Origin of the sequence: Sphingopyxis sp. PET50 (assembly GCF_025244705.1) — a bacterium.
GTDB lineage: Bacteria > Pseudomonadota > Alphaproteobacteria > Sphingomonadales > Sphingomonadaceae > Sphingopyxis.
Window position 1 is genome coordinate 505,680 of sequence record NZ_CP104207.1, and the last position, 13,514, is coordinate 519,193.

The following is a 13,514-nucleotide window of genomic DNA, read 5'->3' on the forward strand; positions in this document are numbered from 1 at the left end:
CTGTTTGCTATGCCGGCGGACGCCGCCGCGCAGGACGCCGCCGACACCGCGCCGCAGGCCGAGGACAATACCGACGACGGCTCGATCATCGTTACCGCGACCCGCCGCGAAGAGCGCATCCAGGACGTCCCGCTCAGCATCTCGGCCTATTCGCAGGAGGAGCTGACCGAAAAGGGCATCGTCGGCTATGAAGGCATCGGGCGCGAGACGCCGGGGGTCGTGCTCAACAAGCCGACCGCGAATTTCAACAATTTCACCGCCCGCGGCATCGCGACCAACGGTTACAACGCGAACCTGCAAAGCTCGGTCGCCATCTATATCGACGAGCTGCCGGTCTCGACGATCGGCAACACCACCGTCGTCGACCCCAATCTCTTCGACGTCGAGCGCGTCGAATTTCTGCGCGGGCCGCAGGGGACCCTGTTCGGGTCGGGTTCGCTGTCGGGCGCGATGCGCATCTTGCAGAAGAGCCCCGACCTCGATGATTTCGACACCGCCGCGCTTGTCGATTTCGGGCTGACCGGGTCGGACAGCTTTCGCCAGCGTTACAATGCGATGGTCAATGTGCCGCTGGTCGAGGACCGGCTCGCGGTGCGTGCGGTCGGCTTCTACCGCGACGAGGAGGGCTATCTCGACAATGTCGGGACGGGTGTCCACAACTCCAACACGCTGATCGATTACGGCGGGCGGCTGGTGCTGTTGTGGCGTCCGACCGACCGGCTGTCGATCAAGCTGCTCGGCAGCTACGAATACAGCAATCCCAAGGACAGCTCGCTGACCGCGCCCTCGCTCGGCCGCAACAAGCGCGTGTCGGACGAACCCGACCGCTTCACCGGCAAGCAGGCGATCACCAACGCGACGATCGACTATGAGTTCGATTTCGCGAAGCTCACCAGCTCGTCGACCTATTCGGACTTCGACCAGCGTTTCTATGTCGATCTCGCCGGCACCTTTGCGCCGGGCTCCTTTCCGGGGGCGCCGATCGCCTTCGGCCTCGACGCCGACGCCTATGACAAGGTGTTCGTCCAGGAAACGCGGCTCGCCTCGACGCTCGATGGGCCGTTCCAGTTCGTGCTGGGCGGTTTCTATCTCCATCGTCGCCGCGACGTCGATTATTTCTATCGCTCGAACCTCGCTTTTCTCGCGGCGCGCGGGCTGACCGGGCTGCCCGACAAATATTTCCAGAAACAATATACGCATTTCATCAGCGAGGAACTCGCGGGCTTCGGCGAGCTGACCTATCGTTTTTCGGACAATTTCTGGCTGACCGGCGGGATGCGCTATGGCGAGACGTCGGCACAAGGCTTCACCGAGGCGGGGGGCTACCTCGCGACCGCCTTCGGCTTCAACTATTACGACTATGCACTGCTCGGCCTGCCTGCGAATTTCGACACCTTCACCCCCTATGCGGCGGCGACCGGCGTCAAGGCGAAGGGGTCGAAGCCGTCGTGGAAGGCGAGCGCGACCTTCAAGCCGAGCGACAGCCTCACCACCTATGCGACCTTCTCGACCGGTTTCCGCGCGCCGATCGTCAATGCGCGCGCGGGGGCGCCGAGCCTTGTCGATCCCAACGACATCATCATCCCGTTCGGCGCGACGTCCGACCGGCTCGAAAGCTATGAGGTCGGCGCGAAGGGCCGCTGGCTCGGCGGGCGCGTGTCGATCAACACCGCCTTCTATCTGATCGACTGGAGCAATATCCAGGCGCAGGCGAACCGCGTGTCGGATTCGGTGCAGTTCGCGACCAACATCGGCGCCGCGCGCAGCAAGGGCTTCGAGTTCGAGGTTAACGTCATTCCCGCGACCGGGGTGTCGATCGGCTTCAACGGTGCCTACAACGATTCCAAGATCACCAAGCTGTCGCCCGCCGAGGCGGCGATTTCGGGTGCGGTGCTCGGGCACCGGCTATCGGCGCCGCGCATTCAGGGCTCGGCCTATATGACCTATAATTTCCGCCTGGCGGAGGATGTCGACGCGATGCTGGCGGTCAACGCGCAGCATATCGGGTCGTACAACAGCAGCTTTCCCAATACACCGGGGCTGCCCAACGTGCCGCTTGCGACCTTTGGCAAGACCGACGCCTACAGCAACGTCAACATGAGCCTGGGCCTCAAGAAGGGCGACCTGTCGGCGCAATTCTATGTCGAGAACCTCTTCGACAATCATTCGATCACCTACATCCATCCCGAGGCCTTTCTGGTCAGCCGTTTCGGCACGATGCGGCCGCGCACCTTCGGCGTCCGCTTCGGCTACAGCCTCTAAGCCATGGCGGCTAGGCACGCTCTCCCCCGCCGCCACGCGGCTGACCACGCGGCCCGGCTTCGTGCTGGGGATGCTCTGCTTCGTCTATGTGCTGAACTTCCTCGACCGGCAGCTGCTGTCGATCCTGGCGAAGCCGATCCAGGACGCGCTGCAGATCAGCGACGGCCAGCTCGGGCTGATCAGTGGGCTCTATTTCGCGATGTTCTATTGCTTCATCGCGATCCCGGTCGGCTGGTTCGCCGACCGGACGAGCCGGGTCGGCGTGCTGTCGCTCGCCTGTGCAGTCTGGAGCGGCGCGACCATCGCGTGCGGCATGGCGGCGACTTATACCCAGCTTGCGATCGCGCGGATGGTCGTCGGCTTCGGGGAGGCGGGGGGCGTTCCGCCTTCCTATGCGATCATCACCGACACGTATCCGCCGGGCAAGCGCGCCGCGGCGCTCGGCATCTACAATCTGGGGCCGGCGATCGGCGCTGCGGCGGGGGTGGCGTTCGGCGCGGCGATCGCCGAGCGGTTCGGCTGGCGCCTTCCCTTCGTCGCGGTGGGGGCGCTGGGCGTCGTCACGGCGCTGCTCGTCTGGCTGACGGTGCGCGAACCCGCACGCGGCGCCACCGACATCGCGGGGCTGGCCGATGCCGGAAAGGCGACCTTCTGGCCGACGGTCCGCATGTTCCTGTCGCACCCGGTGCTGATGCTTGCGGCGCTGGGCGGCGGCGCGGCGCAGTTCGTGACCTATGGTCTCGGCAATTTCGCGGTGCTTTTCCTGATGCGCGAGAAGGGCATGCTGCTGGGCGACGTGGCGGTCTGGTACGCGCTGGTGCTGCTGATCGGCATGGGCGGCGGGATGATCGTGTCGGGCCGGGTGATCGACCGCATGGTGCGCAAGTCGCGTACCGGATATGCGATCGCTCCGGCGCTGTCGCTCGCGGTGGCGATGCCTTTCTACCTCGCCTTCGTCTGGGCGCCCGGCTGGCCGCTGGCACTCGCGCTGCTGACGGTCGTGATGGTGTTCAACTATTTCTACCTCTCGGCCGCGGTCGCGCTGGTGCAGGAGGAAGTGAAACCGAACCAGCGCGTGCTGTCGGGCGCGCTGCTTTTGCTCATCATGAATTTTATCGGGCTGGGACTTGGGCCGACGTGGGTCGGTTTCGCGAGCGACTGGTTCCAGGCGCGGGGCGACGCCCATGGGCTGCAAACGGCACTCTACACGCTGACGCCCTTCTATGCGATCGCGATCGGGCTGTTCCTGTGGCTCGCGCGGTTGCTCCAGCCGGCAGGAGGTACGGGCATGAAGAGGATCGTTGGCACCCTGCTGGCGACAGGGTTGGCGATGGCGGCGCCTGCGTTCGCCGCACCGCCAGTGGTCGAGGCCCCGGCGGGCGCGGTCGAGGGCAAGTTGGCCGGCAAGATCCGGCTGTTCAAGGGCATTCCCTATGCCGAGGCCCCGGTCGGGCCGCTGCGCTGGAAAGCCCCCGTGGCGCTGCCCGCCTGGGAGGGCGTGCGCAAGGCGCAGAGTTTCGGCGCGGCCTGTATCCAGCCGCGTCCGACCGCGATCGGCATCTACACCAACCCGCCCGCCAAAATGTCGGAGGACTGCCTGACGCTCAACATCTGGGCGCCCGAAAAAGCCGAGGGCGCCCCGGTGATCGTGTGGATACACGGCGGCGCGCTGCTCAACGGCTATGGCCATGAGGCGATGTACGACGGGTCGAAGCTCGCGGCGCGCGGCGCGATCGTCGTGTCGATCAATTACCGGCTCGGCGCGCTCGGCTATCTGGCGCACCCCGAGCTCAGCAAGGAATCGCCCGACGGGGTGTCGGGCAATTACGGTCTGCTCGACCAGATCGCGGCGCTCGAATGGGTGAAGGCGAATATCGCGGCTTTCGGCGGCGACCCGGGCAATGTCACGATCGTCGAGCGAGTCCGCCGGCGCGCTGAGCGTCCTGTATCTGATGACCGCGCCCCGGGCGCGCGGCCTGTTCCACAAGGCGATCGCACAGAGCGCCTATATGATCTCGACCCCGTCTCTGCGCGAAGCGCATCATGGCGAAATTCCCGCCGAAACCATGGGGACCAGCGTCGCCGCCGCGCTCGGCGCCACCGACATCGCCGCGCTGCGCGCGATGGACGCGACGGCGCTGACCGAGGGCGCGCTGAAGGCGGGCTATTTCCCGTGGGGCACGGTCGACGGCAAGATATTGCCGCGTCAGCTCGTCGACAGTTTTGACCGCGGCGAACAAGCGCCGGTGCCGGTGCTCGCGGGGTTCAATATCGGCGAGATCCGCTCGCTGCGCATCCTCGCGCCGCCGCCGCCCGGCAGCGCCGCGGCCTATGAAGCGGCGATCCGCGAGCGGTACGGCGATCTCGCCGACGCCTGGCTGAAGCTCTATCCCGCAAAGGACCTCGGCGAAGCGGTACTCGCGGCGCCGCGCGACGCGATGTACGGCTGGACCTCCGAACGGCTGGCGGTCAAGCAGACGGCGCTTGGCCAGAGCGCCTATCTCTATCTGTTCGATCACGGCTATCCGGCGGCGAGCGAAGCGGGGCTGCATGGCTTTCATGCCGCCGAAATTCCCTTCGTCTTCGGCACCGCGGCCGATACGCCGCCCTATTGGCCGAAAATCCCGGACAATGTTGCCGAACGCCGTTTCGCGGCCGCGATGGGCGACTATTGGGTGTCTTTCGCGCGCACCGGAAGACCCGAGGCGGCGGGGCAGGCGGAATGGCGGCCCTATGGTGCAGACGCGGCCTTCCTCGCCTTCGCCGACATCCCGCGTCCGGGCGTGCGGCTGATGCCGGGCATGTATGCCCTGCACGAGGCGGCGATGTGCCGCCGCCGCGCGGCGGGCAACCTGCCGTGGAACTGGAACACCGGAATCGTGTCGCCGGTGCTGGCCAAGGGCCCCGATTGCCCATGATCGACGGCAGCATGCAGGACTATCCGCTGACGCTGAACCGCTTCCTCGACCATGCTGCGCGCTGGCACGGCGAGGCCGAAGTGGCGACGGCGCGCGACGACGGCAGCATCGGCCGCACCACCTATGCCGCGCTTCGGAGCCGCAGCCTCGCCATCTCGTCGCTGCTCGCCGGTTTCGGCATCGGGCAGGGTGACCGCGTCGCGACTTTGGCTTGGAACAGCACGGCGCATGTCGAGCTCTGGTATGCGGTGATGGGCATGGGGGCTGTGTGCCACACGCTCAATCCGCGCCTGACCGGGCCGCAGCTTGCCTCGATGGCGGTGCGCTCGGGCGCGAAGATGCTCGTCGCCAGCGCCGACCTGCTGCCGCTGGCGAAACTGATCGCCGAGCGTGCGACGGGGATCGAGCGGCTGCTGCTGATCGACGGAGCGGCGGGCGAGGGCGATGCGGCGGGCATGGCAGCGGTCGATCTCGAAACCCTGATCGCCGACGCGCCCGGCGGCGCGGTCTGGGGCGATTTTCCCGAAACCGCGCCCGCCGGCCTCTGTTTCACCTCGGGCACCACGGGCGCGCCAAAGGGGGTGACCTATACGCACCGCGGCAGCTTCCTCCACACGCTGCGCAGTCTGCAGGCCGACGTCATGGCCTTCACCAGCCGCGACGCGGTGCTCGCGGTGGTGCCGATGTTCCACGCCAACGCCTGGGGGCTGCCCTTCGCGCTGCCCGCGGTCGGCGGCAAGCTGGTGCTGCCGGGGCGTCACGCCGACGGCGCCAGCCTCGCGCGGCTGATCGCCGCCGAGGGCGTCACCATCGGGGTCGGCGTGCCGACGGTGTGGCTCGGGCTCGTCGAGCATCTCGAAGCATCGGGCGGCGCTTTGCCCTCGCTCGAACGCATCATCGTCGGCGGCGCGCCGATGGCGCCCGCGCTAATGGAGCGGATCGAAAAACGGCTCGGCGTCACCGTCCAGACGAGCTGGGGGATGACCGAATTGTCGCCGCTCGGCGTGATCGCGCCGCCCGGCGATCCGCAGCGCAGCGCCGCGGTGTCGGGCTGCCGCGGCGATCGGCGTCGATCTGCGGCTGACCGATGCGGGCGGCATCCCGCTTGCCGAGCAGCGCGGCGGCGAGGGGCATCTTCATGTTCGCGGCGCGTCGGTGGTCGGCCGCTATTTCGGCGAGACCGAGCCCGCGACCGATGCCGAGGGCTGGTTCCCGACCGGCGACCTCGCGCGGATCGACGCCAGGGGTAACCTGATCATCACGGGCCGCGCCAAGGATCTGATCAAGTCGGGCGGCGAGTGGATCAACCCGGCGGAGATCGAGGCGGTGATTGGCGCGTTGCCGCAGGTGACGCTTGCCGCGGTAATCGGCCGTCAGGATGCCAAATGGGGCGAGCGTCCGGTGCTGCTCGTCGAGATGCGAGAGGGCGAGGCGATCGGCGATGATGAGTTGCTTGCGCCGCTCGCGGGCCGCGTCGCGCCCTGGTGGATCCCCGATGCGGTGGTGCGGCTCGACGCCATGCCGCTGGCGCCGACAGGAAAAATAGATAAGATTCGCTTGCGGAACGAACATGGAGCGGGTTGAGCGGGCGGCGGCGCGGGACGCCGGGGAACAGGGATCGGAATCGGGATCAGTGACAGAGCAGGCGAAAGTGCGGCGGCGATCGACCAAGGCCGAACAGCGCGCCGAGACGATGGAACAGATTCTCGACGAGGCCGAATACCTTTTCTCGAAGCACGGGCTGCATGGGGTCACGCTGAAGGATGTCGCGAAGCGCGTGGGTGTCCACCACACTTTGCTCAACTATTATTTCGAAGACAAGAAAAGCCTGTTCGACGCGGTCTTCGCGCGCCGCGCGGTGGTGACCAGCGAGCGGCGGATGAAGGCGCTCGACGATTATGAGAAGGCCGCGGGCGGCAGGCCGACGGTCGAGGGCGCGCTCCACGCTTTTCTCGACACCGACCTCGACCTTTACATCCACGGCGGCGAGGGATGGAAGAATTATGGCGCGCTGGGCGCCCTCGTCGCGAACACCCCCGAATGGGGTGCCGATCTGATGGACAGCCATTTTGATCCGGTCGTGCTGCGGTTGATCGACCTTCTGAAAAAGGCGCTGCCCGATTGCGCCGAGCGCGACATTTTCTGGGGCTATCACTTCGTCACCGGCGCACTGATGGTCACCCTCGCGCGCACCGGGCGCATCGACAAATTGTCGGGCGGCATGTGCAGATCGGAGGATTTCGAGGCGATCAAGGCGCGCATGGCCTCGTTCATGGCGGCGGGTTTCCTGCAGATCTGCGCCAATCCCGTCATCTAGGAAGACCGGGCCCGGCATGTTGCGTGTGGCGCCGCGCCGCCGGCGCCGGGAAAATTTGCCGGACGCTTCGGCAAGCGGGTCGAACTTGAGCCTATCGACCGACGCCGATCGCTGATAGGAGGCGGCATGGCCGGAGCGATACTGCGATTTTTGGTCGTCCTAAGCGTGCTGATTTGCAGCATGCATGTGGCCGAGTCGGCTTCGGCGCATGCCGCCGGCGACGAAAATGCTTTTCATCTGGTCGTCGATCATGGCGACGGCGATGAGCCGGAACCGGCGTCGAAAGCCGCCCACGGCGGCCATCATCATTGCCCGGTTGCGCCCGACTTGCGGCAAGCGGCTGGCGATGCCGCGACCGCAGCGGTGCGTGAACCGCAGTTCGCGGCCATTGTCTCGCGCCTGACTTCGCGCGCTCCGCCGCCGTTGCTCGACCCGCCGCTGGCCTGAACCGCCGCACTGCCCGCGTGGGTGCCTCCGTGCGCCCGCGCCCGACGTGACTGGTTCAGGAGTTTATTCCATGACATTCCGAATGCGCGCTGCCCTGTTGGCCGGGGCTGCGCTGTCGATGGCGCAGCCTGCGTGGGCCGAGCCATTGACGCTGGCGCAGGCGGTCGAGCGCGCGATCGCGTTCTCGCCCGACCTGCAAGCAAGCGGGGCCGGCGTCGACGCCGCCCGCGCCGAAAAGACGCAGGCGCGCGTGCGCCCCAACCCGACGCTGTCGGTCGAGGCGGAGAATTTCGCCGGATCGGGCGCCTATGGCCCCTTCGGCCGGTCCGAAGTGACGGTCAGCTACGAACAGCCGATCGAGCGCGGCGGCAAGCGCGACGCGCGCATCGCCCATGCGGCGAGCGGCGTCGCGCTGGCCGAAGCGCAGGCGCGCGTCGCGCGGCTCGACCTCGCCCGCGAGGTACAGCGCGCCTTCATCGACGCGCAGATCGCCGACCAGCTCGTCTGGATCGCCGAGGAGCGGCTGCGGCTCGAACGCGAGATGCAGAAGGAGGCGGTGCGCCGCGTCCGCGGCTACAAGGACCCGCTGTTCGTCGAGACGCGCGCCGAGGCGCGGATTGTCGAGGCCGAGCTGGCGGTCAAGGAAGCGACGGCGAAACTCGATGCCGCGACCGCGCTGCTCGCCTCCTATTGGGGCGGCAGCGGCGCCGGGCTGGTGATCGACGAAGGCATCGAAAAGCCCGATCCCGGCGCGCCGCCGCTCGCCGAGGCCGACGGCGCGGTGCTCGACGCGGCGATCGACCGCGCCCGCGCCGGGGTCGTCGTCGAACAGTCGCGGGCCGTGCCGGACTATAGCGTCAGCGGGGGCGCGCGCTTCCTGCGCGAGACGAACGATGTCGCGGTGGTCGCAGGGGTGTCAATCCCGCTCGGCCGTTTCGACCGCAACCAGGGCAATATCGAGCGCGCGCAGGCCGAGCGCCGCAGCGGGTCGAGTTCCAGTCGGAGGCGAACCGCCTCGCGCGGCTGCAGCCGGCTCGCGTCGCTGCGCGCCGACGCCGATGCGGCCCGCGTCCGCGCCGAGGGCATCATGGAGCAGGTCTATCCCAAGGCGGTGAAGACGCTGTCGCAGGTGCGCGAGGGCTATAATCGCGGCGGCTTCCGTTTCAGCGACGTGCAGGACGCCGCCGACGCGATCATCGCGATCCAGGCTCAATGGACCGAGGCGATGACGCGATACCGCGACGCCCAATCCGAAATCGACCGCCTGACCGGCCGCTTCGACGCGGCTTCCTTTGCGGAGACACAGAAATGACGATGGATTTCCCCGTTCGCGCGGCCGTGGCCGCGCTGATCCTGACCCTTCCCCTCGCCGCCTGCGGCGGCGGCGCCGAAGCCCCCACGCAGAAGGCGGAGGAGCATGGCGACGAAGAAAAGGGCGGCGAAGGCCGGACCCGCATCGGCGCCGAGGCAGCGCGCGCGGGCGGCATCGAGATTGCGACTGCCGGCCCCGCGCGCATCGGCGAGACGCGCGAGCTGTTCGGCACGGTCGAGCTCGACCCGTCGGCACGTTCCGAAATCCGGGGGCAATTCCCGGGCCGCGTCGTCGCCGTGACCAAAGGCGTCGGCGACAGCGTGCGGCGCGGCGAGCTGCTGGCGCGGATCGAATCGAGCGAGAGCCTGCAAATCTATCCGGTCCATGCGAGCACCGGCGGCATCGTCGCCGAGCGCAATGCCAACCCCGGCGACGTCACCGGCGACCGCGCGCTCTATGTGCTGACCAATCCCGCCGCGACGACGGTGGTGTTCAACATCTTCCCACGCGACCTTGCGACCATCCGTCCCGGCATGAAGGCCGAGGTGCTGACGCAAGACGGCACCGTGATCGGCACCGCGGCGCTCGGCGACTATCTCCCCGAAGGAAACAGCGCGGCGGGCACGGCGCTGGTCCGCGCCGCGATCCCCAACCGCAGCGGCGCGCTGCGCCCCGGCATGGCGCTGCGCGGCCGGGTGACGGTGAACGCGTTCGAGGTGCCGCTCGCGGTGCGAAGCGAGGCGATCCAGCCCTATGCGGGCGGCAGCGCCGTCTTCGTCAACCGGGGCGATCTCTATATCGCGCAGCCGGTCCGCGTCGGCCGCGCGGCGGGCGAGTGGACCGAGATCCTCTCCGGCCTCGAGCCCGGCACGCGCTATGTGACCAAGGGCAGCTTCCTCGTCCGCGCCGACATCGAAAAGTCGGGCGCGAGCCACGACCATTGAGCGGGAGGAGCAGGTCCATGCTAGCCCGAATCATCGGCTTTTCGATCCGCCAGCGCTGGTTCGTGCTCGCGGCTGTCCTCCTCCTGTGCGCGGTCGGCGTGTGGAGCGCGCTTCGCCTGCCGATCGACGCCGTTCCGGATATCACCAACGTACAGGTCCAGATCAACACCGAGGCCGAGGGCTATTCGCCGATCGAGTCCGAACAACGCATCACCTATCCGATCGAAACCGCGGTTGCCGGTATGCCCGGCCTTTCCCATTCACGCTCCATCTCGCGCTATGGCCTGAGCCAGGTCACCGTGGTCTTCGAGGACGGGACCGACATCTATTTCGCTCGCCAGCAGGTCGCCGAGCGCATCCAGTCGGTGAAATCGCAGCTGCCGCCGGGGCTCGAGCCCCAGATGGGACCGGTTTCGACGGGGCTCGGCGAAATCTTCATGTTCGCCATCGAACCCGAGCCGGGCGCGAAGAAGCCCGACGGCAGCGAATGGAGCGCTGAAGATCTGCGCACCCTGTCCGACTGGGTGGTGCGGCCGCAGATGCGGACGATCCCCGGCGTCGCCGAGGTCAACACGATCGGGGGCTATGAGCGCCAATATCATGTGACCCCGAACCCCGCGCACCTCGCTTCGCTGAACCTTTCGCTGAACGATATCGTCGAAGCGCTGGAGAAGAACAATGCGAGCCGGGGCGCCGGCTATGTCGAGAAGGGCGGCGAGCAGATATTGATCCGCGTGCCGGGCCAGGCGGCGAACGAGCGCGACCTGTCCGAAATCGTCATCGCGACGCGCGGCGGGGTGCCGATCCGCATCGGCGACGTCGCCGATGTCGTGATCGGGTCCGAACTTCGCACGGGCGCCGCGACCGAGAACGGCAAGGAGATCGTGATCGGTACCATCTTCATGCGCACCGGCGAAAACCCGCGCATCGTCGCGCGGGCGGCGGCCCAGAAGCTCAAACAGGCGACCGCCGCGCTGCCCCAAGGCGTCGTCGCGCACCCGCTCTACGACCGCACCGCGCTCGTCGACCGGACGGTTGCGACGGTCGAGAAGAATCTGGCCGAGGGCGCTTTGCTCGTCATCGCGATCCTCTTCCTGCTGCTGGGCAATTTCCGCGCGGCGCTGATCACCGCGGCGGTGATCCCCGTTGCGATGCTGATGACGCTGACCGGGATGCTCCAGACGCGCACCTCGGCGAATCTGATGAGCCTCGGTGCGCTCGATTTCGGGCTGATCGTCGACGGGGCGGTGATCATCGTCGAAAATTGCCTGCGGCGGCTCGGCGAGCAGCAGCACCGGCTCGGCCGCCTGCTGACACGCGACGAACGCTTCGGCCTCGTCGCCTCGGCAAGCGCCGAGGTGATCCGGCCGAGCATCTTCGGCATTATCATCATCACCGCCGTCTATCTGCCGATCTTCGCGCTCGAAGGGATAGAGGGGAAGACCTTTCATCCGATGGCGATAACGGTCGTGCTCGCGCTGACCGCGGCGCTGATCCTGTCGCTGACCCTCGTTCCGGCGGGGGTGGCGCTGTTCGTCACCGGCAAGGTCGAGGAAAAGGAAAACTGGCTGATGCGGCGGCTGGGCAACATCTATCGCCCGCTGCTCGGTCGCGCGCTCGCCGCACCCAAGGCGGCGATCGGAGCGGCGGTGCTGCTCGTCGCGATCGCGGGGATCGGCGCGACCCGCCTCGGCAGCGAGTTCATCCCCGACCTCGACGAAGGCGACATCACGATGCACGCGATGCGGATCCCGGGCACCAGCCTGACCCAGGCAATCGCGATGCAGGCGCAGATAGAAAAACGCCTGCGGCGCTTTCCCGAGGTCGAACGCGTCTTTTCCAAGATCGGCACGGCGGAAATCGCGAACGATCCGATGCCGCCTTCGGTCGCCGACACTTATATCATGCTGAAGGACCGCAAGGCATGGCCCGACCCGCGCAAGCCGACCGACGCGCTGGTCGCCGAGATGAACGAAGCGGTGGATGCGCTTCCCGGCAACAATTACGAGTTCACCCAGCCGGTGAAGATGCGGATGAACGAGCTCATCGCCGGCGTGCGCGCCGATGTCGCGATCAAGCTGTTCGGCGACGACCTCGACCAGTTGATCGAACAGGGCGGGGTAATCGAGCGGGTGGCCGGGTCGATTCCCGGCGCCGAGGATGTGAAGATGGAGCAGGTGACCGGCTTGCCGATGCTGTCGGTCGCGCCCCGGCGCGACATGCTGGCGCGGTACGGCGTCAGCATGGCCGATGTGCAGGACGCGGTCGCGACCGCGACTGGCGGACGCCGCGCGGGCGAACTGTTCGACGGCGACCGCCGCTTCGCGGTCGTCGTGCGGCTGCCCGAGGCGCTGCGCACCGACCTTGGCGCGCTCGGCGGCCTGCCCGTCGCGCTGCCGGGTGGCGGCGCGGTGCCGCTCGCCGAGCTTGCCGACATCCGCCTCGCCGCCGGGCCGAACCAGATCAGCCGCGAGAATGGCAAGCGCCGCGCGGTGATCACCGCCAATGTCCGCGGCCGCGACCTCGGTTCCTTCGTCGCCGAACTTCGGCAAAAGGTCGATACCGAGGTCAGTCTGCCCGACGGCTATTATGTCGAATATGGCGGGACCTTCGAGCAGCTCCAGTCGGCGGCGACGCGGCTGCAGATCGTCGTCCCGCTGGTGCTGCTGCTGATCTTCGGATTGCTCTTTGCCCTGTTCGGGAGTGCAAAGGATGCCGCGATCGTCTTTTCGGGGGTTCCTCTCGCATTGACCGGCGGCGTGGCGGCGCTCGCCTTGCGCGGCATTCCGATGTCGATCTCGGCGGGCGTGGGCTTCATCGCGCTGTCGGGGGTGGCCGTGCTCAACGGCGTGGTGATGCTGTCGTTCATCCGCGACCTTCGCGAACGCGACCAGCCGCTGATGGCAGCGATCCGCGAGGGGGCATCGACACGCCTGCGGCCGGTGATGATGACCGCGCTCGTCGCGTCGCTCGGCTTCGTGCCGATGGCGCTCAACGTCGGCACCGGATCCGAAGTGCAACGCCCGCTCGCGTCGGTCGTCATCGGCGGCATCCTGTCGTCGACGGTCCTGACCCTGCTGGTGCTTCCCGCGCTTTATGCGCTGGCGCATCGCGCGCGGCCCGATTCCGGAACGGGATAAGCCGGGCTTCGGCGATCGAATATTTCGTGCGCGAGCGCGAAATGCTCCGCGCGACGCCGGTCGAATGGCGGCAGTCATGCAGCACTCTCGCGGCCTGTCCGCGTCCCGGTTGACGGCGAACCCGGATGCGGGCGGCCCAAGAATTTCTATTCTCCATTGGGCCCGCCGTCGCTT

At 67.5% G+C, this 13,514-nt stretch carries 9 protein-coding genes and 1 pseudogene; all 10 read left to right on the forward strand.

The window, feature by feature from the left end:
* The first annotated feature begins 9 nt into the window (after nt 1-9).
* The 10 genes and pseudogenes from N0A20_RS02685 (at nt 10) to N0A20_RS02725 (ending at nt 13,340) form a co-directional block, all read left to right on the forward strand.
* On the forward strand, nt 10-2,262 hold the full coding sequence (locus N0A20_RS02685; RefSeq protein WP_260582491.1) for a TonB-dependent receptor: 2,253 nt from the start codon (nt 10-12) through the stop codon (nt 2,260-2,262).
* 70 nt (nt 2,263-2,332) lie between these two features.
* Nucleotides 2,333-4,117 (forward strand): annotated as a pseudogene (locus N0A20_RS02690) (MFS transporter); the annotation flags it as partial.
* Between the two features lie 97 nt (nt 4,118-4,214).
* Nucleotides 4,215-5,180 (forward strand): carboxylesterase family protein, encoded by a 966-nt coding sequence (locus N0A20_RS02695; RefSeq protein ID WP_260582492.1) that lies wholly within the window; start codon nt 4,215-4,217, stop codon nt 5,178-5,180.
* Nucleotides 5,177-6,430, forward strand: coding sequence for an AMP-binding protein (locus tag N0A20_RS19970; protein ID WP_409574716.1), 1,254 nt, complete (start codon nt 5,177-5,179; stop codon nt 6,428-6,430). The genes N0A20_RS02695 and N0A20_RS19970 overlap by 4 nt, the downstream gene beginning before the upstream one ends.
* A complete protein-coding gene (locus N0A20_RS19975; RefSeq protein ID WP_409574717.1) occupies nt 6,336-6,764 on the forward strand; it encodes an AMP-binding enzyme in 429 nt (142 codons plus the stop codon). The genes N0A20_RS19970 and N0A20_RS19975 overlap by 95 nt, the downstream gene beginning before the upstream one ends.
* A gap of 67 nt (nt 6,765-6,831) precedes the next feature.
* The gene (locus tag N0A20_RS02705) at nt 6,832-7,497 is read left to right on the forward strand and encodes a TetR/AcrR family transcriptional regulator (RefSeq protein WP_409574718.1); all 666 of its coding nucleotides are present in this window, start codon (nt 6,832-6,834) and stop codon (nt 7,495-7,497) included.
* A gap of 126 nt (nt 7,498-7,623) precedes the next feature.
* Nucleotides 7,624-7,944, forward strand: coding sequence for a hypothetical protein (locus N0A20_RS02710; RefSeq protein ID WP_260582493.1), 321 nt, complete (start codon nt 7,624-7,626; stop codon nt 7,942-7,944).
* 70 nt (nt 7,945-8,014) lie between these two features.
* A complete protein-coding gene (locus N0A20_RS02715) occupies nt 8,015-9,256 on the forward strand; it encodes a TolC family protein (protein ID WP_260582494.1) in 1,242 nt (413 codons plus the stop codon).
* A 2-nt stretch (nt 9,257-9,258) separates the two neighbouring features.
* Nucleotides 9,259-10,200, forward strand: coding sequence for an efflux RND transporter periplasmic adaptor subunit (locus N0A20_RS02720; protein WP_260582495.1), 942 nt, complete (start codon nt 9,259-9,261; stop codon nt 10,198-10,200).
* Nucleotides 10,201-10,217: 17 nt separating this feature from the next.
* On the forward strand, nt 10,218-13,340 hold the full coding sequence (locus N0A20_RS02725; protein WP_260582496.1) for an efflux RND transporter permease subunit: 3,123 nt from the start codon (nt 10,218-10,220) through the stop codon (nt 13,338-13,340).
* Nucleotides 13,341-13,514 lie beyond the last annotated feature (174 nt).